General features: G+C 71.2%; 24 protein-coding genes. 16 read left to right on the top strand and 8 right to left on the bottom strand.

What is annotated here, in order from left to right; translation table 11 throughout:
• Nucleotides 1-84 precede the first annotated feature (84 nt).
• The gene (locus ACWDLG_RS05280) at nt 85-552 is read right to left on the bottom strand and encodes an RDD family protein (protein ID WP_449916195.1); all 468 of its coding nucleotides are present in this window, start codon (nt 550-552) and stop codon (nt 85-87) included.
• A 140-nt stretch (nt 553-692) separates the two neighbouring features.
• On the opposite strand from ACWDLG_RS05280, the gene ACWDLG_RS05285 reads away from it, so the two are divergent.
• The 9 genes from ACWDLG_RS05285 (at nt 693) to tgmC (ending at nt 7135) form a co-directional block, all read left to right on the top strand.
• Complete coding sequence (locus ACWDLG_RS05285) at nt 693-980, top strand: hypothetical protein (protein WP_449916197.1); 288 nt, start codon at nt 693-695, stop codon at nt 978-980.
• 126 nt (nt 981-1106) lie between these two features.
• Nucleotides 1107-2531, top strand: coding sequence for a type I glutamate--ammonia ligase (gene glnA / locus ACWDLG_RS05290; RefSeq protein ID WP_354912885.1), 1425 nt, complete (start codon nt 1107-1109; stop codon nt 2529-2531).
• Nucleotides 2532-2845: 314 nt separating this feature from the next.
• Nucleotides 2846-3043, top strand: a complete 198-nt coding sequence (locus ACWDLG_RS05295; RefSeq protein ID WP_449916200.1) for a hypothetical protein — start codon at nt 2846-2848, stop codon at nt 3041-3043.
• A 2-nt stretch (nt 3044-3045) separates the two neighbouring features.
• Nucleotides 3046-3570 carry a DUF6879 family protein gene (locus ACWDLG_RS05300; protein ID WP_449916203.1) on the top strand — a complete coding sequence of 175 codons (525 nt, stop codon included), beginning with the start codon at nt 3046-3048 and terminating at the stop codon, nt 3568-3570.
• A complete protein-coding gene (locus ACWDLG_RS05305; protein ID WP_449916204.1) occupies nt 3567-4415 on the top strand; it encodes a helix-turn-helix domain-containing protein in 849 nt (282 codons plus the stop codon). The genes ACWDLG_RS05300 and ACWDLG_RS05305 overlap by 4 nt, the downstream gene beginning before the upstream one ends.
• 120 nt (nt 4416-4535) lie before the next feature.
• On the top strand, nt 4536-4700 hold the full coding sequence (locus ACWDLG_RS05310; RefSeq protein ID WP_449916206.1) for a hypothetical protein: 165 nt from the start codon (nt 4536-4538) through the stop codon (nt 4698-4700).
• A gap of 88 nt (nt 4701-4788) precedes the next feature.
• A complete protein-coding gene (tgmA, locus tag ACWDLG_RS05315) occupies nt 4789-5034 on the top strand; it encodes a putative ATP-grasp-modified RiPP (RefSeq protein WP_449916207.1) in 246 nt (81 codons plus the stop codon).
• 5 nt (nt 5035-5039) lie between these two features.
• Nucleotides 5040-6008, top strand: coding sequence for an ATP-grasp ribosomal peptide maturase (gene tgmB / locus ACWDLG_RS05320; RefSeq protein WP_449916208.1), 969 nt, complete (start codon nt 5040-5042; stop codon nt 6006-6008).
• A complete protein-coding gene (gene tgmC / locus ACWDLG_RS05325) occupies nt 6005-7135 on the top strand; it encodes an ATP-grasp peptide maturase system methyltransferase (protein WP_449916210.1) in 1131 nt (376 codons plus the stop codon). Before tgmB ends, tgmC begins: the two co-directional genes overlap by 4 nt.
• Before the next feature lie 235 nt (nt 7136-7370).
• Here the strand turns inward: tgmC and ACWDLG_RS05330 are convergent, their stop codons facing one another.
• The 3 genes from ACWDLG_RS05330 to ACWDLG_RS05340 form a co-directional block, all read right to left on the bottom strand.
• A complete protein-coding gene (locus tag ACWDLG_RS05330; protein ID WP_354912889.1) occupies nt 7371-7877 on the bottom strand; it encodes a PASTA domain-containing protein in 507 nt (168 codons plus the stop codon).
• 43 nt (nt 7878-7920) lie between these two features.
• A complete protein-coding gene (locus ACWDLG_RS05335) occupies nt 7921-8967 on the bottom strand; it encodes a hypothetical protein (RefSeq protein WP_449916213.1) in 1047 nt (348 codons plus the stop codon).
• 71 nt (nt 8968-9038) lie between these two features.
• Complete coding sequence (locus tag ACWDLG_RS05340) at nt 9039-11942, bottom strand: bifunctional [glutamine synthetase] adenylyltransferase/[glutamine synthetase]-adenylyl-L-tyrosine phosphorylase (RefSeq protein ID WP_449916216.1); 2904 nt, start codon at nt 11940-11942, stop codon at nt 9039-9041.
• Between the two features lie 77 nt (nt 11943-12019).
• Between ACWDLG_RS05340 and ACWDLG_RS05345 the strand changes: the two genes are divergently transcribed.
• Nucleotides 12020-12523, top strand: a complete 504-nt coding sequence (locus ACWDLG_RS05345; protein WP_449916218.1) for an HXXEE domain-containing protein — start codon at nt 12020-12022, stop codon at nt 12521-12523.
• Here ACWDLG_RS05345 and ACWDLG_RS05350 read toward each other — a convergent pair.
• Nucleotides 12495-13166, bottom strand: coding sequence for a type 1 glutamine amidotransferase (locus ACWDLG_RS05350; protein WP_449916221.1), 672 nt, complete (start codon nt 13164-13166; stop codon nt 12495-12497). The two genes, ACWDLG_RS05345 and ACWDLG_RS05350, sit on opposite strands and share 29 nt — an antisense overlap.
• A gap of 382 nt (nt 13167-13548) precedes the next feature.
• Between ACWDLG_RS05350 and ACWDLG_RS05355 the strand changes: the two genes are divergently transcribed.
• Both ACWDLG_RS05355 and ACWDLG_RS05360 read left to right on the top strand, forming a co-directional pair.
• Nucleotides 13549-16923 (top strand): serine/threonine-protein kinase, encoded by a 3375-nt coding sequence (locus tag ACWDLG_RS05355; protein WP_449916223.1) that lies wholly within the window; start codon nt 13549-13551, stop codon nt 16921-16923.
• Between the two features lie 10 nt (nt 16924-16933).
• Complete coding sequence (locus tag ACWDLG_RS05360) at nt 16934-17800, top strand: alpha/beta hydrolase (protein WP_449916224.1); 867 nt, start codon at nt 16934-16936, stop codon at nt 17798-17800.
• 52 nt (nt 17801-17852) lie between these two features.
• Here ACWDLG_RS05360 and ACWDLG_RS05365 read toward each other — a convergent pair whose 3' ends face one another.
• Nucleotides 17853-18584: a hypothetical protein gene (locus ACWDLG_RS05365; RefSeq protein ID WP_449916225.1), complete on the bottom strand. Its 732-nt coding sequence runs from the start codon at nt 18582-18584 to the stop codon at nt 17853-17855.
• A gap of 215 nt (nt 18585-18799) precedes the next feature.
• Here ACWDLG_RS05365 and ACWDLG_RS05370 point away from each other — a divergent pair, with 215 nt between their 5' ends.
• Together ACWDLG_RS05370 and ACWDLG_RS05375 are read left to right on the top strand one after the other, a co-directional pair.
• Nucleotides 18800-20047 carry a serine hydrolase domain-containing protein gene (locus ACWDLG_RS05370; protein ID WP_354912904.1) on the top strand — a complete coding sequence of 416 codons (1248 nt, stop codon included), beginning with the start codon at nt 18800-18802 and terminating at the stop codon, nt 20045-20047.
• Between the two features lie 96 nt (nt 20048-20143).
• Nucleotides 20144-21067: a CPBP family glutamic-type intramembrane protease gene (locus ACWDLG_RS05375; RefSeq protein WP_449916227.1), complete on the top strand. Its 924-nt coding sequence runs from the start codon at nt 20144-20146 to the stop codon at nt 21065-21067.
• An 83-nt stretch (nt 21068-21150) separates the two neighbouring features.
• On the opposite strand, the gene ACWDLG_RS05380 is transcribed toward ACWDLG_RS05375, so the two are convergent.
• Together ACWDLG_RS05380 and glnA (ACWDLG_RS05385) are read right to left on the bottom strand one after the other, a co-directional pair.
• Nucleotides 21151-21837 (bottom strand): hypothetical protein, encoded by a 687-nt coding sequence (locus ACWDLG_RS05380; RefSeq protein ID WP_449916229.1) that lies wholly within the window; start codon nt 21835-21837, stop codon nt 21151-21153.
• A gap of 211 nt (nt 21838-22048) precedes the next feature.
• Nucleotides 22049-23413: a type I glutamate--ammonia ligase gene (glnA, locus tag ACWDLG_RS05385; RefSeq protein ID WP_449916231.1), complete on the bottom strand. Its 1365-nt coding sequence runs from the start codon at nt 23411-23413 to the stop codon at nt 22049-22051.
• Between the two features lie 173 nt (nt 23414-23586).
• Here glnA (ACWDLG_RS05385) and ACWDLG_RS05390 point away from each other — a divergent pair, with 173 nt between their 5' ends.
• Entirely contained in the window at nt 23587-24132 is a 546-nt protein-coding gene (locus ACWDLG_RS05390) for an EF-hand domain-containing protein (protein WP_449916232.1), read from the top strand.
• A gap of 8 nt (nt 24133-24140) precedes the next feature.
• Nucleotides 24141-25025, top strand: a complete 885-nt coding sequence (locus ACWDLG_RS05395) for a terpene synthase family protein (RefSeq protein ID WP_449916234.1) — start codon at nt 24141-24143, stop codon at nt 25023-25025.
• The last annotated feature ends 74 nt before the right edge of the window (nt 25026-25099 follow it).

Raw genomic sequence — 25099 nt, forward strand, 5'->3', positions numbered from 1 at the left:
GACGCGGGCCGACGCGGGCCGACGCGGGCCGACGCGGGCCGACGCGGGCCGACGCGGGGCGACGCGGGGCGACGCGGGCCGACGCTACATGCGGACGACCACGGTGTTGGAGACGCGGTCGTGGACGCCACGCTGGTCGCGGTCGAAGATCACCGCGGGGACGGCCAGGCACAGCAGGATCGTGCGGACCAGCACGGGGAACCACCGCGGCCGCCCGCCGTCCATCGCGGCGACCCTGATGCCCAGCAGGCGGTGGCCGAAGGTCTGCCCCAGGAACCCGACGAGCAGCAGGTACTGCACCGCGAAGATCGCCACCGGCACCCAGGGCGACTCGGCGGGGTTGACCCGCAGCAACGCCTGGGCGATCGCCCAGGTGCAGATGAGCCAGTCGATGACCAGCGCGCCGATCCGGCGGCCGAACCTGGCCACCGAGCCACTGCCCTCCTCGGGCAGCCCGAGGCGCTCACCCGGGTAGCCGAGGTCGACGCCGGCGGACCTCACCCCGCCCAGCCAGGTCTGGGTCCACCGGGGTTGCTGCTCCTTGCTGCTCATGCATCAACGGTATCCGGCGGGGTGGCCGGTCACGCCAGCCGTACATCGTGATCTGATCGCGCTTCTGCCCAGGGGGGTCGCACCAGCATCATGGGCCGGTTGGGCGGCGCCGTCCGGCTTCCGCGGAACGGGGGTAAGGGATGACAGGGGACGATCTACACGCCCGCTTCGACGCGGTCGTCGCGCAGATCGGCGAGGACGAGCGGCGCAGGATGCGCGCGGCGGCCACCAAAGGGATGCGCTCACCCCGGCGAACCCGGCCACGGCGGCGCGTGTGGCTCGCGGTGTGGATCGTCGTCGCCGTCGTCGCGGGCGCGGCGGTGCTCGTGGCGGCCTGGCCCGAACTGCTGGCGGACATCGTGCCCGCCGTACGGCAGGAGCCGCCGGCCGTCCTCGTTCCTGGGCCGGGACACGCCGAAGGGTCCTGAAACGGGAGGACCGGACGGCGCGGCGGGCCGGGTCCCCCTTAACACATGCGAAACAATCGGGACACGGGCCGGAAACGGCCGACGCCTAGGGTCTGCCTGATAGCCCATGCCCCGGGAGGTTCGAGAGTGTTTAACTCCGCCGACGACGTCCTGAAGTTCATTGGGGACGAAGGGGTGCAGTTCGTCGATGTCAGGTTCACCGACCTGCCGGGAACGACGCACCACTTCACCTTTCCTGTGGAGAACTTCAGTTCCAACGTTTTCTCCGACGGCCTCATGTTCGACGGCTCGTCGATCCGCGGTTTCCAGGCCATCCACGAGTCGGACATGCTCCTGCTGCCCGACCCCACCAGCGCCGTGCTCGACCCGTTCCGTCAGCACAAGACGCTCAACATCAACTTCTTCGTGCACGACCCGCTGACCGGTGAGGCCTACAGCCGCGACCCGCGCAACGTCGCCCGCAAGGCCGAGGAGTACCTCAGGGGCACGGGCATCGCCGACACCGCCTACTTCGGCCCCGAGGCCGAGTTCTACATCTTCGACGACGTCCGCTTCGAGACGAACCAGCACTCGAGCTACTACTACGTCGACTCCATCGAGGGCGCCTGGAACACCGGCAAGGCGGCCGAGGGCGGCAACCTCGGCTACAAGCCCCGCTACAAGGGCGGCTACTTCCCCGTCCCGCCGATGGACCACTTCACCGACCTGCGCTCCGAGATGGTCCGCAACCTCATCGAGTGCGGCATCGACGTCGAGATGCAGCACCACGAGGTGGGCACCGCCGGCCAGGCCGAGATCGACTTCAAGTTCGGCACGCTGCTGAAGACCGCCGACAACCTGATGCTCTACAAGTACGTCATCAAGAGCACGGCGCTGGAGTACGGCCACACGGTCACCTTCATGCCCAAGCCGATCTTCGGTGACAACGGCTCCGGCATGCACTGCCACCAGTCGCTGTGGAAGGACGGCTCGCCGCTGTTCTACGACGAGGTGGGCTACGCGGGCCTGTCCGACACCGCCCGCTACTACATCGGCGGCCTGCTCAGGCACGCCCCGTCGCTGCTGGCCTTCACCAACCCGACGGTCAACTCCTACCACCGGCTCGTGCCCGGCTACGAGGCGCCCGTCAACCTGGTCTACTCGCAGCGCAACCGCTCGGCCTGCGTGCGCATCCCGATCACCGGGTCCAACCCGAAGGCCAAGCGCATCGAGTTCCGGGTGCCTGACCCGTCGTGCAACCCGTACTTCGCGTTCGCGGCGATGCTCATGGCCGGCATCGACGGCATCCGCAACAAGATCGAGCCGCCGGAGCCGGTCGACAAGGACCTCTACGAGCTTCCGCCCGAGGAGGCCCGCCAGGTGCCGCAGGTGCCCGCCTCGCTGCCCGAGGTGCTCGACGCCCTCGAGGCCGACCACGACTACCTGCTCGAGGGCGGCGTGTTCACGCCCGACCTCATCGAGACGTGGATCGCCTACAAGCGGGAGAACGAGGTCGACCCGATCAGGCTGCGCCCGCACCCGCACGAGTTCGAGATGTACTACGACGTCTGATCGCGCGTTTCCGGCCTGGACGACCTTCTCGAAGATGGGCGCTGAGCTAGGAAACCTTGTCGTTGGTTGTCGTTGTTTGTAGTTGCTGAGCGACGTCAGCCGGAACAGATCCGGACCAGAACGGCCCGGCACCGTCATCGGTGTCGGGCCGTTCGTCGCTGGTGGGGCTGATGGCAGCGCTCCCGCAATCGTGTTCCGCGTAGTGCTCATCCTCCTCCCAGGCGCGTTCGTTCTACGCCCTTGACGCGTCTGGCGTGCCGACAGACGATCGGCACAGGTCGAGAAACTTCGAGCAATTCGATCAAGGAGCAGTCATGCGCCTGCGGTTCCTCGGAAGCAACAGCGAGCAAGGCACCTGTCCCGCCGTCTACGAGACCGACCGCGGCACGATCGCCGTCCAGGGGAAGGTCGTCATCGATCCCGAAGCGCTCGGGGATGCGATCAATCTGGCCTCCGACGAGGTCATCGTCGAGATCCCCAAGGACCTCCTGCCGTACTTCCCCCAGGGGTGATCGTGCTTCTGTCCGAGGCCGAGCTGGGCGACCTGCTCTCCAGCTTCACCGCAAGCGCGTTCCGCTTCGAGCTGCGCGAGCGCTACAACAGCACCGTGGGCGCCGAGCCGTTCCGCAAGTGGCGGGCCGGCGAGCCGGATGACTACGTCTGGCACCGGTCTTGGATGGAGAAGATCAGCCGTGATGTCGCGGCTGGGAAGACCTGGCAGCGGATCCGCATCGTATCCGTGCCGCCATCCGACTACACCCGGTACGGCATCGAGGTAGCCAGGCTCAGCGTGGAGGCCGGCGAGGACATCCGATACCTGCGCCGGGACAAAGCCGAGCAGCTGGGACTACGCCCCTACGACGCGTGGCTGCTCGACGGCTCCCGCTTGGTCTGGCTGCACTTCAACGACGCCGACGACACTTTCACCGGCGCCGAGCTCGTCACCGATCCAGACGTCGTCTCCCGCCATGCCCGATGGCGGGACCTGGGCCTGGAGCACGCTCAACCGCTGGACGAGTTCGCCGCGCATCTGCCGTGAATCAGCCCCTCCTTGGCCAGCAAGCCGTTCAAGCGCTCGGCGTCCGCCTGCGAGACCTACGGCGTGATGCCGGGCTGACCGGCCGCCAGCTCGCCGCCGCCTGCAGGTGGGTGCCGTCCAAGGTCTCCAAGATCGAGCTCGGCAAGCAGGTCCCGACCGAGGACGACATACGCGAGTGGTGCCTGTCCTGCCGCTTTCCAAGCGAGATCGCAGACCTGATTGCCGCCGTCCGGTCGATCGACGCCCAGTACATGGACTGGCGGCGCTCCCTCAAGACCGGCACCCGCCGCCGCCAGCGCGCCAACATCGACGCCTACGAGAAGAGCACACTTATCCGGGCCTGGGAGCCTACAGTCATCCCTGGCCTCCTCCAGACGGCCGCCTACGCACGCGGGATCTTGGCGACTGTCGTCGACTTCCACGGCATCCCAGACGACATTGAGGAGGGCGTACAGGCCCGCATGGAAGCCCAGCGCGCGTTCGATCGCCCGCAACGCCGCTTCCTGTTCCTCCTCGGCGAGGCAGCGCTCCATACCTCCGTCGGCGAGCGCGCCACGATGGCCGAACAACTCGACCGCCTCATCGAGGCCTCTCGCGTCCCACGGATCAGCCTGGGAATCGTGCCACTCGCGGCCCCGTACACCGTGCCGCGGAACAACGCGTTCACCATCTACGACAGTCGAATGGTCACGGTAGCCACGTATACCGCCGAACTGACCTTGCAGCAACGCCATGAGGTCTCCATCTACGAGAAGGCGTTCGACCGCCTTCTGGCCCTGGCCGTGCACGGCGAGGCAGCACGCAGGCTGATCGAGCGGACCCTTCCCGATCAACAAGAAATCTGAAGCAACTTCATTGAGCTCGGCGCAACCCGATTCATAGCGTCCTGGCCATGGACAGTCACGGGTCCACGCCCTCCACACCCGCTGACCGACCGTGTTTCCTTCTACACGGCGACCACGACCATGAGCGCAAGTCTCCTGGCGGACCCGTGCCACCACGGCATGGTCGACCAGCCCATCCTCGCCGAACACATCGTCTTCGTCGCCTGGGATGCCGTCCGCTACCACGCGTACGCGCTGGCCCCAGCCCAGGTGGTCGAGCTGCACGGCATGAAGTCCCCCCTGTAGGAGCCCAAGTGCTCTCTTCTGAAGTCCTCCTCAGGCGAGGGCGTCCTGCACCACCACTCAACCGCAGCACAACAGAAGGAAGGACAGCATGATCGCAGCAACAGCAGTCGCCCCATGGGGGCTCAGCCGGATGACCGATCCGGTTCCGGACTCCCCGCGGCTGTATGAGACGGTCCACCTCGACCCGGAGACGCAGATCACGACCTTCCGCGACACGGACGGCGGCATCGTGGACATGGGCAACAAGGTCACCGTCACCACATCGAAGGGCGGCGGCAGCGACGGCTCAGGCGGCAGCCCGAACGTCGCCGACGACTCCACCACCGACTCGTAACCCCCGTGCAGCCCACAACTCAGGCCGTGCTGGTCATCACCGCGGAAGAGGACGTCACCGCCAACTTGGTGATCGAGGCGCTGCGCGAGCGCCAGGTGCAGGTCGTCCGTACCGATCCGGCCGACATCGGCACCGAGCTGACGTTCAGCGCCTTCATCGGCGATGACCGCAAGGAGTGGGCGGGCCGGCTACGTACGGCGAGTCGCGACATCGCACTCGCAGAGGTTGGGGCGGTGTACTACCGCCGCCCCACCCCGTACTCGACCCGATTCGCCCACCTGCCCGCCCAGCAAAGCGCCTTCGCCACCGCTGAAGCACAGCACGGACTCGGTGGCATCCTGCGCACCCTGCACGGCGCGACCTACGTCAACCACCCCGCGGCGATCAACGCCGCCGACTACAAACCGGCCCAACTCCACATGGCCACCCGTCTCGGACTGACCATCCCGCTGACCCTGATCACCAACGACCTCGAACAGGCGCAGAAGTTCGCCACCGAGCACGGCCCGATCATCTACAAGTCATTCCGAGGCGCCCCATCGACCCCAGATGGCCACGTCGCCATATGGACGCAGCGGGTCGCCCCGCAGGACCTGGACGACTCGGTGTCAGTGACCGCCCACCTGTTCCAGCAGGAGGTGCGCAAAGTCGCCGACGCGCGGGTGACGGTGATCGGGCAGCGCGTGTTCGCCAGGAGGATCACCACTCCTGACGGTGCGCTCGACTGGCGCAGCGGCGACTGGGAGCATCTGGCCCACGACCCCATCGACGTGCCCGAGTCGATCAGGCATGCGCTACACGCCTACCTCGACCACTTCGGGCTGGTGTTCGGGGCGTTCGACTTCGCGCTCGACGCCGACGGGCAATGGACCTTCATCGAGTGCAACGCCAACGGGCAGTGGGCCTGGTTGCCTGACTCCGACGCGATGGCGCACGCCTTCGCTGATGTGATCTTGAAAGGATGGCGGTCGTGAGCGACACAGCCGCAAAGCTTCGCCACGCCCTGGCGGACACGGTGGGATCCAAAGGCTGGCGCGCGGCGCTGGAGGCAGTGCCCCGCGAGCTGTTCGTCGGCGACGCCGTCCTGCTGCGCGACGCGGCCCGCGGCGACCTGTGGACAGCCGCCCGCCGAGCCGAGACGGACGAAATGGACTGGCTGCGCCAGGTCTACACGGACGCGACATGGGTGACCCAGGTCGATGGCGTCCTGGCCGAAGAGTCGACGGGCGCGGTGTCGGGCGCACCCAGTTCATCGTCCACGACCCCGAGTCTGGTCGTGCGGATGTTGGAGGCCGCCCAGATAGCCGAAGGCGACAAGGTGCTGGAGATCGGCACCGGCACCGGCTACTCCACGGCACTGATGTGCCACCGCCTCGGCGAAGGTGCGGTCACCTCGATCGAGTACGACCCGGCCGTGGCCGAGCGCGCAAGGAAGGCGATCATCGGGGCCGGATACACGCCGGCTCTTGTGGTGGGTGACGGCCTTCACGGCTACGCCGACAACGCCGACTACGACCGGCTGATCGGCACCTGCTCGGTACGGACCATCCCCCCAGCGTGGATGGGGCAGGTACGCGCCGGAGGAACCATCACCACCCCCATGTGGGGCTGGATGGGTGGGGTCGCGTTCGCGCACCTCACCCTGACCGACAACGAGGAGGCGAGCGGACGCTTCCTGCCGGACGACCTGTACTTCATGCGCGCCCGAACCCACATGCCGCCGCCCAGGCCGCCGGTCAAGACGGGGATCGGAGACGCCCGCGAATCCAGGATCGACCCTGCAGTCCTGGACGGTGAAGCCGCACTGTTCGTCGCCCAGCTCGCCGCGCCGGCCGCTCAGCGGGCATCGGTCGGCGACACGACGATCCTGTTGGACGTCGGCACCGGCTCGCGGGCCGACGCCAAGCCGGCCCCCGGCGGCGGGTGGATCGTTCATCAGCACGGCCCGCTGCGCTTGTGGGACGCGGTCGAGAACGCCATCCTGCTCTGGCAGGACGCCGGATCACCGCACCAGTCGGCGTTCGGGCTCACGGTCACCCCAGAGCGCCAACACGTCTGGTTGGACGAACCGGGCGGCCCATCCTGGGACCTGCCTGCCTGACAACCGTGCCGTGAACACGAAAAGGCGCCCCGCATCTCCAGCGGCGCACTCGAGGGTCGTACGAGGATCTGGTCGCCGCGGGCATGGCGGACGCGGACCTGCTGGAGGCGCTCGCCGGGGTCCGGGCGCGCTTGACGGAACTCCAGGGCTGACGAGCCCGTGAACGCGCGCCCGGGGTGCCCGCCTCGCCGTACCCGACGGCGGGACGGCGAGGCGGGCCTCCGGCGGCGTGCGGTCAGGGGCAGGACTCGCCGTACTTGACCACGCCGAGCGTGACGGGACCGGTCAGCGGCGCGGCAGGGGCCGGCCGCTGGGTGCACACCTGCCAGGCGGTGTCCCAGAAGACGAGGCGGTTGCGCCCCGTGGCGTCATTGATCCTGATCGTCGTACGGCCGGGCAGCGACCGGCGGGCGACGCGGACGCTCTTGCCCGCGAGGTCGGGCATGAGCCCCGGCGCCACCTGCGGGCTCTCGCGGACGGGACAGGTCTCGTTCGCCTTCACCACAGCCAGCTCCACCCGCTGCCTGTCCGGCGTCTGTCCGGCCGTCGGCCGCTGAGCGCAGACCTTCCAGTCGCGGCGCACGACCACGACCCGCCCGCGGCCGCTGACGTCGACGGTCCTGACGCGCTCGTATCCTGCGTCCCTGAGCTCGCCCAGCGCCTGCACCAGGCCCTGGCCGGCGACGTCGGGCACCGGCGCCGCGACGCTCGACAGGATGACGATCCCGGCGATCAACCACATGTGAGGACTCCTCCCTGAAGACCATGGGGGGAGTGGGCTGATCTTACTTCGGGGAGCGCAGGCCGGTGATGCGGCGGAAGAGATCCCACCAGAAGGGCGCGCCGAACAGCAGCGCCACGTAGGTGAGCAGGAAGCCGGGCCAGTGACTGAGCGTGGTCAGGCGCGACCACCAGACCGGGCCGTTCCACGAGAGGGACGGGTCGCCCTCCTCGGGGATGACGACGCTGACGATGGCGTGGTCGAAGACCTTGACCAGGGCGGGCGAGCTGAGGGTCTCCGTGACGCACAGGTAGGGGTTGCCCGGCGTGTCGCACTCCTGGCGCAGCGGTTCGATCTGCTCGGCGCCGCTTCCCGCGATCGCCGAGACCGCCGAGCGGTAGGCGTTGTCGCGCAGCAGCGTCTTGGCGTACTCCAGGCCGTCCATGCTGAACAGCAGCACGACGACCAGCCCGAGGACGCCGACGACCCACTTGACGTAGCGCTTGTACAGCATGGACAGGCGCTGCATCTCGGCGTCGAACCAGGTCTCGACGCCCTGCCGGAAGCGGTCGAGGTCGCGCTGGGCGCCCTCCCACAGGCCCTGCAGGTGGCCGTGGAGCGGGCTGCCGATGCCCTTGAGCTTGGCCAGCAGCCCTTCGACGCCGTCCTTCTCCGCCGAGGCCATCTCCATCATGGCGACGGCGAACCGTTCAGGGGGGATGTTGGCGATGCTGGTCCTGCCGGTCTTGGGATGGTCGATCTCGCGGACCCGCTGGTAGAACAGCGTGGTCATGGCCTCCTTCGCCGCGCTCTCCTCGGCCGGCACCGGCGCGACCTCGGCCGGCGCGGGCAGCTGGCTGTGCTCGGGCCTGGGGTCGTGGGTGAACGGCAGCTTCGCGAAGACGTCGGCGACCTTGCTGGGCAGCCACGCCCTGCCGGAGGAGTCGGCGCCGTCCATGGTGTCCCTCAGGTAGGCCCACAGGAACTTGCTGCGGATGGACAGCAGCCGGACGAAACCCTCGTTGAGGCCGCTGACCAGGAGCGACAGCAGCAGGAAGCACAGCACGAGACCGAGCGCGAGATCGACGTAAAGAGACAGCAAAGCGATCACCCCACGCCGTGATACACGCCTGGCTCGCCGCACGCAACGCCTTTCACCCACGCAGGCCGGGGAAAGGCGCGTCAGTAGAAGACGCGCTCCACCACCTGGCGGGCGCGGCGGGTCACCCTGCGGTAGTCGTTGACGAAGTCCTCCGAGCCGTCGGGCGGGTAGCCGAGCGTCCTGGCGAGCAGGCGGCGCTCGTGCGCGCCGGACGGCACCATGTCGCCCGCCCTTCCCTTCACGAGCATGATCGCGTCGCGGATGCGGGAGGCGAAGCGCCAGCTGTCGGCCAGCACCTCGGCGTCGGCCGGGTCGAGCAGCCCGCGGGAGGCGGCCGCGCGCAGGGCTTCGAGCGTCCTGGTCGTGCGCAGCGCGGGCTCCGTGGCGGCGTGCCGGAGCTGCAGGAGCTGGGCCACCCACTCCACGTCCGACAGCCCGCCCCTGCCGAGCTTGGTGTGCAGCGTGGGGTCGGCTCCGCGGGGCAGCCGCTCGGCCTCCATGCGCGCCTTCAGCCTGCGGATCTCGCGCACGGACTCCTGGGGCAGGCCGCCGGGCGGGTGGCGCAGGTCGTCGATCATCTCGACGAACGCCGCGCCGAGCTCGGCGTCGCCCGCGCAGAAGCGGGCACGCAGCAGGGCCTGCGACTCCCACGGCGAGGACCAGCGGGCGTAGTAGGCGCGGTAGGAGGCCAGGGTGCGCACCAGCGGGCCCTGCCTGCCCTCGGGCCGCAGGTCGGGGTCGATCGGGAGCGGCGGGTCGGGCGCGGGCAGCGACAGCAGCCGCCGCAGTTCGTTGGCCACGGCGAAGCCCGCCTCCGGGCGTTCGGCGACGAACATGACGTCGGCGTCGCTGGCGTAGGAGCACTCCATGCCGCCCAGCCGGCCCATGGCGATGACGGCGAACGCGCCGAGCGGCTCGCCCCTGCGCTCCGCCCGGACCTTGGCCAGCGCGGCGTCGAGCGCGGCCTGGATCGTCACGTCGTTCAGCTCCGACAGAGCGACGCCGACCGTTTCGATGTCGGTCAGGCCCGACAGGTCGGCGACCGCCGTACGGAACAGCTCCCTGCGGCGCAGCGCCCGCACGGCGGCGACGGTGGCCTCGGCGTCGGTGTGCCGGGAGACGGCCGCCGCCGCCTCGGCGCGCAGCGCCGCGACCGGACGGGGCCGCAGGTCGGCGTCGGAGCCGAGCATGGCGACGCCCTCGGGGGCGCGGGTGAGCAGGTCGGTGGCGTAGCGGCTGGTGCCGAGGACGCGCGCCATGCGGGCGGCCACCGCGGTCTCGTCGCGCAGCAGCCTCAGGTACCACGGTGTGGTGCCGAGCCGGTCGCTGACCTGGCGGAAGCCGAGCAGGCCCGCGTCGGGGTCGGGGGCGTCGGCGAACCAGCCCAGCATGACCGGCAGCAGGGTGCGCTGGATGGCCGCGCGCCTGGAGACGCCGGTGGTGAGCGCGGCGATGTGGCGCAGCGCCCCGGCGGGGTCGTGGTAGCCGAGCGCCTGCAGGCGGGCGGTCGCCGCGGCGGTGGACAGCCGTGCCTCGGTGTCGGGCAGCCTGGCGACGGCCTGCAGGAGCGGCCGGTAGAACAGCTTCTCGTGCAGCCGCCGCGCCTCCATCGCGTGCTTCTTCCACTGCCGGGTGAACGCGGCGGCGGGGTCGGGGCCCAGCTTGAGCGCCCTGCCGAGCCTGCGCAGGTCGTCGCTGCCCGAGGGCACGACATGGGTACGGCGCAGCCGGTGCAGCTGCAGCAGGTGCTCGACCTGGCGCAGGAAGGTGTAGGCCTCGGCCAGGCCCCTGGCGTCGTCCCTGCCGACGTAGCCGCCGCGGGAGAGGGCGGCCAGGGCGGGCAGTGTGGCCCTGCGGCGCAGCAGCGGGTCGAGCCGCCCGTGCACGAGCTGCAGCAGCTGGACGGCGAACTCGATGTCGCGCAGACCGCCGGGGCCGAGCTTGAGCTGCCGGTCGCCCTCCTCGCTGACGTGCGCCTCGACGCGGCGGCGCATCGCCTGGACGTCCTCGACGAAGTTCTCCCTGGCGGCGGCGTTCCAGACCAGCTCGTCGACCGCGGAGACGTAGGCGGCGCCGAGGGCGGTGTCGCCGGCGACGGGCCTGGCCTTGAGCAGCGCCTGGAACTCCCAGGTCTTGGCCCACCGCTGGTAGTAGGCCAGGTGGCTGCCGAGCGTGCGCACCAGGGGGCCCGCGCGGCCCTCGGGGCGCAGGCCCGCGTCGACCTCCCACAGGGCGGAGCAGGCGCGCATCATCGCCTGCGCCAGGCGTGTGGCGGTGCGCAGCGCCTTGGTCTCGTCGGCGCCGTCGGCGGGCTCGGCCACGAAGACGACGTCGACGTCGCTGATGTAGTTGAGCTCGCGGGCGCCGCACTTGCCCATGCCGATGACGGCCAGCCGTACGCCGGTGGAGTCGACCTCGGCCCGCGCCACGGCCAGGCCCGCCTCGAGGGCGGCCCCGGCCAGGTCGGACAGCTCGGCGGTGACCTCGGCGAAGGAGGCGGCGCCGGTGACGTCGCGGGCGGCCAGGAGCAGCAGGCGCTGCCGGTAGGCGGACTGCAGCGCCTGTTTCGCGCCCTGGTGGGAGGCGGTCGGGCCGGGCTCGGGCGCCCCAGGGTCGGCGCCGACGGCGCGCAGCAGCGCGGCGCGCAGCTCCTCCTCTCCCGGCCTGGCCGGCGCCGGCTCCCCCGCCAGCGAACGCCACTGGCCGGGGTGGGTGATCAGGTGCTCGCCCAGCGCCGCGCTGAGCCCGAGCACGCCGAGCAGCCGCGCGCGCAGTCCTTCGTCCGATCGCAGCGCGTCGAGCACGGCGGGGTCGCGCTCGGCGAGCCGGGTCAGCGACAGCAGGGCGAGGTCGGGATCGGCGACGGCGGCGAAGGCGTCGAGCAGCCATGGCCCGTCGATCTCAGCGACCAGGCGTTCGGCGCGGGCCGCGTCGGCGAAGCCGAGCTTGGCCAGGCGGGCGGCGGTGGACTCGATCCTCGGCACCTTCTCATCTTGTCAGCTACGCGTATAGTGAGAACTGCAACGCAACGTTGCGTTGTATTAAGGGGAGAGGAGAGGTCATGCCCGCATGGGGACTGCTCGCCGCCTGGGCGCTGCACGACGCCGAGGAACTGGCCACGATGGCGGGCTGGGCCCGCAGGGCGCGTCCGCGACTCGTGGAACGCTTCCCCTGGGTGCCCGACCGGGTGTGGGAGGCCATGGACGTCGACCAGCGGCACGTCAACGTCGCCATCGGCCTCATGGGCGGGGTCGTGGCCGCCGCCGCGGCCAGCGGGCCTCGCAGCGGCTTCTACAAGGCGGCGCTGGCGGCGTTCGGCGCGCACGGGGTCATGCACCTGGCCCAGGCGGCGACCGTGCGCGGCTACACGCCCGGCGTGGTCACCGCGCCGCTGGTGGTGATCCCGTACTCGGTGTGGGCATGGCGGCGGCTGGAGGACAAGCGGCTGCCCGCCTCGAGCTGGCTGCTGCTGCCGCTGGCGCTCGGCGGCGTCCACACGGCCGCGCACGTGCTCACCAGGCCGCGCGCCCGCGCGCTCACGCGGTGGCGCGACCGCTGGTTCTGACCACCTCGCCGAACGCCTCGGCCAGCGGCCGCCACGCGGCGACCAGGTCCTCCTCGGCCCGCTTGACCTCGACCACCAGGTCCTCGGGAGAGTTCCAGCCCGCGAAGATCTCGGGCGTGGCCTCGGGGTGGAACTGCACCGCCCACGCCCGCTCGCCGAGGCGGTAGGCCTGGTGGGGGTACTGCTCGCCGGTGGCGAGGAGCACCGCCCCCTCGGGCAGCACGGTCATGACGTCCTGGTGGTACTGCACGGCCACGGCCCTGTCCAGGCCGCCCAGCAGCGCGTCGCCGGCCGCCGCCGGCAGCGCCACCACCTCGCGGGCGCCCACCTCGAGCCCGTCGCCGCCGCGCTCCACCGTGCCGCCGCAGGCGATCGTCATGAGCTGGGCGCCCAGGCAGATGCCCAGCGTGGGCGTGCCGTCGGCCACGCCGGCCCGCAGCAGCTCGCGGGTGGCGGGCAGCCACGGGTAACCCGCGTCGTCCCAGGCGGACGCCTCGCCGCCGAGCACGATCAGCCCGTCCTCGGCGCGCGCCGGCACCTCCTCACCCAGATACGGCCGGACGACCCGCACGTCGACGCCGAGCCATTCCGCTAAGTACCCCAGACCGGCGCCGGCCTCGTGCTCGATGACAGTGATGCGCATACGCGCATTATCCGACCTTTATCCGCACAGGCGGGTCGGGCTCGGCCATGTACTTCGGCATCCCGGGGAGCGTCGGCCTGGGCCGCCTGGGCTCCCTGACGCCACCCTCGCCTCCCGGCGGTTCGCCGGGGGAATCACCGGAATCACCGGAATCACCGGGAAAGTCGTCGGTCCAGTGCGGCTCGCCAGGGCCGAACCCCGGCATCCAGGCGGGCGCGCCGCTGGTCAGCGCGCGACGCCGGCGTGAGCGCTTGCTCATCGCGGGCACCCTTCGTGGGGGAAGACTCCAGTGTCACCCGGGCATCCCGATAACGCCAGATCGAACCTTGTACCCAGCTTTCGCATCAAACGCCACAGAGATCACGATCACGGGGACGGCGGTATGGCGACGGCACTGATCGACGGGGACCCGCAGCGGCTCGGCGGCTACTGGCTGGCCGCCAGGCTCGGCGCGGGCGGCCAGGGCGTGGTGTACGAGGCGTACGCGCAGGACGGCCGGCGGGTCGCGGTCAAGGTGCTGCACGGCGACCAGGCGGCCCAGCTGGGCAGGGAAGCGGAGGCGGCCCAGCGGGTGGCCTCCTTCTGCACGGCCAAGGTGATCGCCGCCGAGCTGGACGGGCCGCGGCCGTACATCGTCAGCGAGTACGTGGAGGGGCCGAGCCTGCGCAGGGCGGTCGCGGACGGCCGCAGGTTCGCGGGGGGCGACCTGGTCAGGCTGGCCACCGCGGTGGCGACCGCGCTGACCGCCATCCACGAGGCGGGCGTCGTGCACCGGGATCTCAAGCCCGACAACGTGCTGCTGGGCCCCGACGGACCTCGCGTCATCGACTTCGGCATCGCCAGGACCGAGGAGATGTCGCTCACCGACACCGGCCTGGTCAAAGGCACGCCCAGCTACATGGCGCCCGAGGTGTTCACCGGACAGCGGGCCGGCGCCCCCGCCGACGTGTTCGCCTGGGGCGCCATCATGCTGTTCGCCGCGACGGGCGCCGACCCGTTCCAGGCCGACAGCCTGGGCGGGGTCATGCACAGGGTGCTGTCGTCCGTTCCCGACCTCGGCGCGCTGCCCGAGCCCCTGCGCCCGCTGGTCGCCGCCGCGCTCGGCAAGGAGCCCGCGCAGCGGCCGGTCGCCCGCCGGCTGTTACTCGCGCTGGTCAGCGGCGAGGCGGGGATCGGTACCGCGCGGCTGCTGGCCAGGGGCGGGAAGCAGGCCGCGCTGGTCAGCGGCACCGCCGACGATCCCGCGCTGGGCACGCTGGCCGAGGAGGCCTACGCGCTGCTCGACCCGGCCGAGCGGGAGCTGGCGCCCGAGGTGTTCCTGCGCCTGGTGACCGTGGACGAGCACGGCGAGCTGTCCGTACGGCACGCCGCGACGGCCGAGCTGGTCGAGGGCAGGCCACTGCCCGAGGTGGCCGCCATCACCAAGATCCTCAAGGTGTACGGCTACCTCCTCGGCCGGGACGGGGAGGAGATCTGGCTGGCCCGTCCGGCGCTGCCGCACGCCTGGCCGAGGTACCGCCGATGGATCGACACCAACAGGGACGGTCTCGCCGTCCACCGGCAGATCCTGCTGGCGTCGCGCCGGTGGGACCAGGGCGGCCGCAGGGACGGCGACCTGTTCCACGGCTCCAGCCTGGAGAACGCGCTGCAGTGGGCGGCCACGGCGCGCAGGAACATCACCCTCTCCCCCGCCGAGCGCGACTTCCTCGACGCCGCGGCGGGGGTGCGCAGGCGCCGGGCCAGGAGGAGCAGGCTCGCCTCGCTGAGCCTCGCGGGACTGCTGGTGATCTCCCTGGTGGCCGGGGGCCTGGCCGTCCAGCAGAGCATGGTCGCCGACGAGCGGGCCGCGCGGATCGCCAGGCAGCTCGAGCGCTCGGAGGCGACCAGGCTGACCGCGCTGGCCGCCGCGACGCGCGACACCGACCCGAGGCTGGCCATGCGGTTGAGCGCCGCGGCGTGGACGCTGGACCACACCCCGCAGACCAGGGCGGGCCTGGTGGCCTCGCTGGCGCAGCGGGAGACGGAGGTGTTCCAGGATCCCGCCGCCGACGGCGGCACGGTCAGGCGGCTGAGCGCCGACGGCAGGACGCTGCTCAGCGTCGGCGAGAACGCGGCGCGGCTGTGGGACCTGCGCACGGGCCGGAGCGCGGGCGGTGTCCCCGCTCTCGGGCTCGGCACCGAGACGGTCGCGGACGCCGCGCTGTCGCCCTCGGGCCGCACCCTGGCGGCCGTCACCGACAAGGGCATGAGGGCGTGGGACCTGCGCGGCGGCAGGCTCGTCGGGAGGTGGGACTTCCCGCGCACCCTCGACCTGGTCAACGCCGGAGCCTCCGTCGCCTACGCCGACGAGCGCGGCCCCGTCCTGTCGGTGACCGAGCGGCCCAGCGTGCGGTGGGACCCGCGTACCGGGAGCAGAACCCGCGCCGCCTTCCGGCACCGGCTCGACGCCGGGGGCGAGTGGGACACGGCCGACCATCCGCGCGAGCTGCGCCTGGTCAACCTCCGGACCAGGCGCGAGGTTCGGCTGGGCGTGCGCGACGGCGCGAACGAGCGCGGCGGCTGGAACCAGGGATCGGTGGCGGTCAGCGCGGACGGCCGGTTCGCCGCCTCGGCCTCCCACCGGATGATCCAGATCTGGCGGATGGGCGATCGGGGACTGCTCGCCACCATGCCGGTGCGGGGCGACTCGGCCGACACCGACCTCCCGCAGGGCGCCTTCGACGGCCGCACCTACCGCTACCTCGTCGACGACCGGGTCTTCTCCATGGACCTGTCCGACCTGGCCTGGCGCGACGGCGAGCACCCGTCCTCGGTGGCGCTCGCCCCCGGCGGCCGTCACCTGCTGAGCGACGGCGAGCTGCGCCAGACCCGCGGGGGAGGCGTCCTCGGCTCGCTGCCGTCCACCGACCAGCCCGTCTTCTCCCCCGACGGCAGGCGGCTGGCCCTCCTGCTGCTCGACAAGATCAGGATCGTGGACGTGCCGTCACGGGCCACGCTCGCCGAGTTCCGGCCGGCCGTCCGCGGCATGGAACCGCTGACGGCCGTCTTCAGCCGGGACGGCGCGCGGCTGGCGGTCGTGCTGCGCACCCCCGACGACGGCACGTCGGTACGCCACCACGCCGCCCAGGTCTGGGACTGGCGGAGCGGGCGGCGGCTGTGGAGCGCGGACCAGGACGAGATCATCGACGTCGCGCTCTCTCCCGACGGCCGCACGCTCGCGCTGACCGGTCCCCGCCAGTCACTCCTCGACGCGGCGACCGGCAGGCGCGTGGGGGCGCCGTTCGGCGGCGAGGGGGTGCGGGTGTTCTTCACCCGGACCGGCAGGCAGCTGGTCGTGCTCGACTCCCGGGGACGGGTGACGCTCTGGGACGCCGCCACCAGGCGCCGGCTGAGCCCCGTCGCGAGAGGCGCCGACGGCATGTCCGCCGCCTACTCCCCCACCGAGGACGTGGTCGCGGTGGGCGGAAAGGCCAGGCTGCTGCTGTTCGACCCGATCAGCGGGGTGAGCCTGGGCGGCTACCCGGACGCCGGCGGGGCCGAGGCCGACGGCGGCGGCTGGATCAGGTCGGTGGTCTTCACCGACGACGGCACGTCGGTCCTCACGGTGGACGAGAAGGGGGTGGTCCGCGAGCAGCCGGTGGCCCCGGCCAAGGTGCTGGCGGCCGTCTGCGCCAGGGCGGGCGGGGCGCTCACCCCGGCCCAGTGGGGGGCGTACGTGCCGGGCCTGCCGTACCGGGAGGTCTGCCCCTCCTCATAAGATCGCCCGCATGAGGGAAGAGGATGTCGAAGGCCTGCGGATCGCCACCTTCGGAACGGGTCCCCGGCTCGTCATCGCGGTCCACGGCATCACCGCGTCGCTGATGGCGTGGGCGGCGGTGGCCCGCCGGCTGCCGCAGGAGTGGTCGCTGGTGGCGATGGACCTGCGCGGCCGCGGTCACAGCCGCGACCTGCCGGGCCCGTACGGCCTGCCCCGGCACGCCGACGACGTGCTGCGGGTGGCCGAGCACGTCGGCGCGGGCCCCGACGCGGTGCTCGCCGGGCATTCCATGGGCGCCTACGTGGCCGTCCTGGCCGGGGCGCGACGGCCCTTCGGCAAGGTCGTGCTGGTGGACGGCGGGCTGCCGTTCCCGCCGCTGCCGCCGGGCACCGACGTGGACGCCGTCATGGAGGCCACGCTCGGGCCGGCGGTCGCCAGGCTGAGCCAGACCTTCGCCACGGCCGACGACTACGTCGCCTTCTTCAAGGCGCACCCCGCCTTCGCCGGGCAGTGGACGCCGGAGGCGGAGGAGTACGTCAGGTACGACCTGGTGGGGGAACCGGGGGAGCTGCGCTCGCGGGCGGTGGGCGCCGCCGTACGCGAGGACGGCAGGTGGATGCGGCTCAACGGCGACGCCATCGGCGCCGCGCTGGCCGCCGTCCAGGCGCCGACGACCCTGCTGCGGGCACCGCGCGGGCTGCTCAACCAGGACGTGGGGATGCTGCCGGACGCGCTGGCCGCCGAGTGGACGGCGCGGGTGCCGGGGCTGCGCGACGAGCTGGTGCCCGACTGCAACCACTACACGATCCTGTTCGACGACCGGTGCGCGTCCCTCGTCGCCGCTCGCCTGACGGAGCGGGCGGATCGGCTCGTCTGACGGAGTGGCCGAGCGCGTGGGTGGCCCGAGCGGGCCACCCACGGGGCGTGTTCTAGCGTGGAGCGATCCAGGTCGCCTTGGCCGCGGCCACCGGCGTGCCGTCCACCTCGTAGATGGCGCTCTCGCCGAAGAGCTTGCGGCCCTCGCGGCCCGTGGCCCTGGCGACGACGGAGTAGGTGCCGCCGGGGTAGACGCGCCGGTTGACCTGCAGGGTCAGGCGGCCGAGCAGGGCCGACTCGCCGGGCTCGAAGTGGGCCCAGCCGGTCACGCAGTCGAGCACGGCGCCCACGACGGACACCGGGACCGCGCCGTCGGCGTCGGTCACCGTGAACGGCACGCGCCACCCGGCCGCGACGAGGCGGCCCTCGCCGGCGTCGGCACCGTCGACCGGGCCGGGGAAGACGCGCAGGCCGTCACCGGGCTCGCGCAGACCGCAGGCGAAGCACTCGGGGAAGGCGTGGCCCTGCCAGCCGGCGAAGCCGGCCTCGGCGCGGGCGGCCTCGTTGAACGGCACGAAACCGGGACCGGTCAGGTGCTCGGCGACCGGGATGGCCTCGACGAGCAGCTTGCCGTCATGGTGAAGGGACGCGGAGTTGGCCACGTGCTCCAGACGGACCTCGGTCTCGAGCGGAGTGGGGGCATGCAGCGTGACCTCCACGGCCGAGGAGAGACCGTTGAGCGCCTCGGCCACGGTGCCGGAGATCCAGCCGCCGTTGGCGATGCCCGCGGGGCCGCGGAAGCGCTCGGGGACGGTCAGCACGGTCTGCAGGGCAGCCGTCGTCATCCACACCCTCCAATATGTCCGGAAATATCATTTAGAACGGACCGATTTTACCCGAGGGTCCACACACCAAGAGAACCAGGGGCTCATGTCAGGGTCGCTAAGCACGTGTAACGCGCCGATGACGGCCTAGCTTCCCATGGAATCGGCAAAAGCACTCACTTGTCCGTAAGATTCTGCTCCTTGACACAGATGTGACATGGGGGTCAGAAGTGACTGTGCTGAGCCGTCGGAACCTCATCAGGGCGGGCGCCGCCGCCACCGTGACGCTGGCGTTGCCCACCAGGGCCGAGGCGGACCTCCTGGTCAGCGGGACCATCCCGGCGCAGCTGGCCGCCTTCGACAAGACCATGCAGAAGTACATGTCCGAGCGGAGCATCGGCTGCGGCCAGCTGGCGGTCGCCAGGAAGGGCAAGCTGCTGGCCGCCCGCGGTTACGGCTTCTACCGCCCCAACACCACCGACTCGGTGGCGCGCATCGCGCGCGTGCAGCCGACCTCGCTGTTCCGTGTCGCGAGTCTGAGCAAGAGCCTCACCGCGGCGGCGATCCTGCGCCTGGCCCAGGACGGCAAGTTCACCCTGACGACCCCGGTGACCACGCTCCTCGGCCTGTCGGCCGCCGCCGACCCGCGCCTTGAGCAGGTCACCCTGTGGCGGCTCATGCAGCACACCGGTGGCTGGGACAGGGCCGTCAGCAAGGACCCGCTGTGGCTCGACGCCACCATCTCCGCCTCCCTCGACGCGCCGCTGCCGATCAGCCACGCCGACATCGTGAAGTACGTCACCGCCAAGCCGCTCGACTTCGACCCCGGCAGCAAGATGTCCTACAGCAACTACGGGTACATGCTGCTGGGCCGGATCATCGAGAAGGTGTCGGGGCAGAGCTACGAGTCGTACGTGCGGTCCAAGCTGCTGGCGCCGCTGGGCATCGACCGGATGACGCTCGGCAGGAGCCTGCGCGCCGAGATGTCGCCCAGCGAGGTGAGCTACAGCTCCAAGTACACCAACAAGAGCGTGGTCGACTCCTCAGGCGCGGTCGTGCCGTACCCCTACGGCGGGTTCAACATGCCCAACCAGGACGCCAACGGCGGCTGGGTGGCCTCGGCCGTCGACATGGTGCGGTGGGCCAGCGCCTTCGACGCCTCCGGCGCCGTCCTGAACGCCACCTCCATCTCCCGCGCCTTCGCCAAGCCCGAGATCGGGGTGAGCGGCGACGGCTGGTGGTACGGCTGCGGCTGGTACGTCAGGACGTGGGGCAACGGCCTCAACACCTGGCACACCGGGTCGATGCCGGGCACGTTCACCCTGCTGGTACGGAACGCGGCGGGCGTGACCTGGTGCGTGCAGTTCAACCGGCGGGAGGAGGAGGGCTCGCCCGACTTCGACGTGATCGACAGGCTGATGTGGCAGGCGCACGACACGGTCACCTCCTGGCCCACCACCGACCTCTACCCGAAGTACCTCTGACACCGGCCGGCCGCCGGCGCACCCGCTCGGCACCCGGGCCGCAGGTCGTGAATTCTTCACTGGCCCGCGCCCCCAGCGCCTTCGACGATCGAGGACATGACGAACCTCGACAGTCAACCGCCCCGCCAGGTCATCCCCGCCCGCCCCGCCGACCTCCTGGTGTTCCTCGCCATCGCGTTCGGCGGCGCGTGGCTGGCCGCGATCCCGCTGTGGACCGCCCCCGCGTCGGGCGCGGGCGGCGCGCTGCAGCTGACGCTGGCGGGCATGCAGCTCTCCCCCACGCTCGGCGTCCTGGCCGTCTGGCTGCTGCGCAGGGACAGGGCGCGAGCCTGGGCCCGCGACACCGGCCTGACCCTCGGCGGCAGGCGGGGGCGCACGCTCGGCGTCACCGCGCTCACCTGGATCGGCACGCCCGTGCTCGTCGCGGCCGTGATCGCGGCCAGCGCGCTGCTGGGCCTGTTCCCCACCGACCTGGCCGGGCTGTCCGGCTACCGCCAGGTCTTCCCCGGGGCCACGCACAGCTTCGCGGTCATCGGGGCGCTCCTCGCGGTCGTGGTCTACCCGCTGCTGTACGCGATCGGCGCGTTCGGCGAGGAGTGGGGCTGGCGCGGCTGGCTGCTGCCCCGGCTCATGCCGCTCGGCCGCGGCAGGGCGCTGCTCGTGTCGGGCGTCATCTGGGGCCTGTGGCACGCGCCGCTGACCGCGGCCGGCCTGCACTACCCCGGCCTCGGCTGGGCGGGCGTGCCGCTCTTCACGGTCAGCTGCGTGGCACTCGGGTCGTTGCTGGGCCTGCTCCGCCTCCGTACGGCGAGCATCTGGCCCGCCGTGATCGGGCACGCCGCGTTCAACGCCTCCGCGCAGGCGCTGCCGTTCATCGTCTCCGACGCCCGCCACCCGGCCGACGCCGTGCTCGGTGGCGTGTTCGGGCTGACCGGCTGGGTGCTGACCGGCGCCGTCGCCGTCCTGCTGGCCAGGAAGACCCCGGCGCCGCGGCCCGCCCTCGATGTGGCCGGCCGCTAGAGGAAAGAACTCGGGACCTGAACGAGATGGGTCATCGGTGGCGTTCGTGGAGCTCAGCGCGAGTGCGACGACCAGCCGCGCGGTCAAGGCCGGTAGACGTTCGGCAGCGGCAGATAGGAGCTGAAGTGGTCGGCCACGATGTCCGCCATGGCCTCCGCATCATCGAGCCCGTCAACCTCGAGGACTCGTATGCCCAGGCGACGAGCGGAGCGGGCGGCCTCGTCGGCGACGAGGCGGTCTCGGGCGAGCCGGTTGCGCTGTGCTCGATCAGGGTCGCTGACCGCGCGATCGACGGCGGCGGCACGGGGCAGTTCGCGGAGCTGACGCTCACGGAATTCCTCGCTCGGCACCATCACGATCATTCGACGGGGTGAGTCGATGATGGGGGCGACCAGTTCGGGACGCAGTCCCCAGCCTTCGGCGACGATGGGTCGCCCCGATACCAGGCCGCGCAGGTCGTCCAAAGCCCACTCGAACCGCGTGGGGAAGCCGGCCAGGGTCTCGTCGGCCATCTCCTGAGGGCTGGTGTTCACCCAGACGCTGTCCGGATCGGGGTCCGCGGTGGGCTCGCCGAGTCGCGCTCGGCGTGCGATCCGACGGTCGTTGTGCGCACGCGCGTCGTGATAGTCGTAGTGGTACGCGGTCAGCCCGTAGCGGGTGGCCAGCAGCCTGGCGACGGTGGATTTGCCGGCCCATTGGCCACCTCCGATCCATAGGGCGCTGCGCAAGGTGCCGAACGGATCCCAGACCTCACCACCTGTGGCGTTCACGGTTACAGCCTGACAGCCGTACAGACCAAAGAAACAGTCTTGTTCCTGCCTGCCTGGCCGGAAGATGATCGAAGAGAAGGGGAAAGTCGATCACCCCCGAGCACGTACGGTGACCGGTCATGCCTCGGCGATCGTCAGGGCCGCGACATGCCCTGCCGCTGAGCGACTCCCGATCACGACGGAGGTCTCAGCAGCAGGGCTGCTTGCCTGCTCAGAGCACGGGCAGGTAGCGGCCCAGCTCGAACTCCGTCACCTGGCGGCGGTAGTCGCGCCACTCGGTGCGCTTGTTGCGCAGGAAGTAGTCGAAGACGTGCTCGCCCAGGGTCTCGGCGACCAGCTCGCTGCGCTCCATCACGGAGATGGCCTCGTCGAGCGACTGCGGCAGCGGCTGGATGCCGAGGGCCCGCCGCTCGGCGCTGGTCAGCGCCCAGACGTTGTCCTCGGCGGGGGCGGGCAGCTCGTAGCCGTCCTCGATGCCCTTCAGCCCGGCCGCCAGCACGAGCGCGAAGGCGAGGTACGGGTTGCAGGCCGAGTCGAGCGAGCGGAACTCGATGCGGGTGGAGCCGCCCTTGTGCGGCTTGTACATCGGCACGCGCACCAGCGCCGAGCGGTTGTTGTGGCCCCAGCAGATGTAGGACGGCGCCTCGCCGCCCTGCCCCGCGATGGCCTCGGCGCCGCCCCACAGGCGCTTGTAGGAGTTGACCCACTGGTTGGTGACCGCGGTGATCTCGGCGGCGTGCTTGAGCAGCCCGGCGATGAACGACCTGCCGATCTTGGACAGCTGGTACTCGGCGCCCGCCTCGTAGAAGGCGTTGCGGTCGCCCTCGAACAGCGACATGTGGGTGTGCATGCCGGAGCCGGGGTGCTCGGTGAACGGCTTGGGCATGAACGAGGCCCAGATGCCCTGCTCCAGCGCGACCTCCTTCATGACCAGCCGGAAGGTCATGATGTTGTCGGCGGTGGTGAGCGCGTCGGCGTAGCGCAGGTCGATCTCCTGCTGGCCGGGGGCGCCCTCGTGGTGGCTGAACTCCACCGAGATGCCCATCGACTCCAGCATCATGATCGCCTGGCGGCGGAAGTCGTGGCCCGCGCTGTGCGGGGTGTGGTCGAAGTAGCCGCCCGAGTCGATCGGCTCGGGGCGCGGCCCGCCCGTCTCCGGCCGGTTCTTCAGCAGGAAGAACTCGATCTCGGGGTGGGTGTAGAACGTGAAGCCCATGTCGGCGCACTTGGCGAGGGCGCGCTTGAGCACCCACCGGGGGTCGGCGTGGGACGGCGAGCCGTCCGGCATGAGGATGTCGCAGAAGATGCGCGCCGCGCCCGGCGCCTCGCTGCGCCACGGCAGGATCTGGAACGTGCCGGGATCGGGCTTGGCGAGCATGTCGCTCTCGTAGACGCGCGCGAAACCCTCGATCGCCGAGCCGTCGAACCCGATGCCCTCGGCGAAGGCGCCTTCCAGCTCGGCGGGCGCGATGGCGACGGACTTGAGAAAGCCGAGCACGTCAGTGAACCAGAGCCGGATGAACCGGATGTCGCGCTCCTCGAGTGTGCGGAGAACGAACTCCTGCTGACGGTCCAAGGCGTCCCCTTGACTGAAAAGACATGTCTGGTCCTCTACAGTCTGCCTGTTTCGTGTTTCACGCGCGTTACGAAGGTCGCACGGGGTGTCACGCGGCCAGCGCGTGCCTCGCTGACAAACGGCTCCCGCCCCTCCTAGGGTGATCACGCACTACCGTCTCGGGGGAAACACGGATGAGCACTGAGCTGCGCAAACACAAGCTCGATCGAGCTTTCACGCATATCGACGTCGACGGCAGGGGGCAGATCGAGCGCGACGACCTGCTGGGGCTCGGCGCGCGCCTGCTGGTGGGGTTCGGCGAGTCTCCGACCTCGGTCGTCGGCGACCGTCTCGTGCGGAGCTTCGACGCCATCTGGTCGGCGCTGACGGCCGAGCTCGGCAGGGACAACGACGCGTGGATCTCCAACGCCGAGTTCCACGCCGGGATGACCGGCGCGTTCGTCGAGGGCGACATGTTCGAGCCGGTCTTCAGGCCCGCGGCGACGGCGGTCGCGGAGCTGTGCGACGGCGACCACGACGGCCGGATCGGGGTGGCCGAGTTCCGCGTGCTGCTCAGCGCGTTCGGCACCGCCTACGACGACGTCGACGAGGCCTTCGACCGGCTCGACCGCGACAGGGACGGCGAGCTGGGCGTGGCGGAGCTGGTCGAGGCCGTCAGGCAGTACTACACCGGCGACGACCCCCACGCGGTGGGCAACTGGCTGTTCGGGCCGCTGTAGTGCTGACCATGACGCCCGCGAGCGCGCTCACGCCGCTCACCTCGCGGGTTCCCGCGCTGGCCGCGCCGTGCAGGATGCACCGCTCGGTCCACGCCATCGAGGCGGCCGTCATCGACTGGACCCGGCGGACGGGACTCCAGGTGGACCGCAGGTCGGCGTGTCACCGCCTGGCCGCGCGTGCCTTCGCCGAGTTCGACGCCAGGGCGGCGGCGCTGTTCGCGCAGTGGCTGACATGGCTGTTCCACCTGGACGACCTGGTGGACGAGGAGGGCCAGCCGTACCCGAGGTTGTTCGCGGGGAACGGGGCGCACCCGCTGGAGGCGGCCTTCACGGACCTGTGGCGGGCCACGAGCGCCACCATGAGCGACGACTGGCGGCTGCGCTTCGCGACGAACCTGCAGCGGCAGGCCGACGCGTGCCGGGCCGAGGCGGACAACAGGGCGAGCGGCGCGGTGCCGACCATCGCGGAGTATCCCGCGCTGCGCAGGGGCACGGCGGGCCCCTTCCTGTACGACCTGGTGGAGCCGTGCCTGGGCGTCGAGGTGCCGCCCGAGCTGGCCGCCGCCGAGCAGTGGCAGGCGCTGGTGGACTCCTGCGCCGACGTGGCCGCCTGGTGCAACGACCTGGCCTCGCTGGCCAAGGAGCGGGGCGACGCGCACAACTTCGTGGTCGTGGCCGCGCGGGAGCTGGAGGTGGGCGAGGCCGAAGCCGTCGACTGGGTGCTGGACCGGATCGAGGAGCGGTGCGCCGACATGCGGACGGCGGCCAAGCGGCTGCCGCTCGGCGAGCTGCCCCGCAGGACGGCCAGGGACGTCAGCATGGTGGCCTGCGCCTACCTGACCGCCCCGCGCGCCCACATGGACTGGGCCGCGGAGAGCGAGCGTTACACGTAACGTCATCGCCCGCTTCCCCTATGTATTCATCGTGGGGGGCAGACACGCGAGACGGATGCCGTGGCGGCGGCGAG

It is taken from the genome of Nonomuraea sp. NPDC003727, from assembly GCF_053586935.1.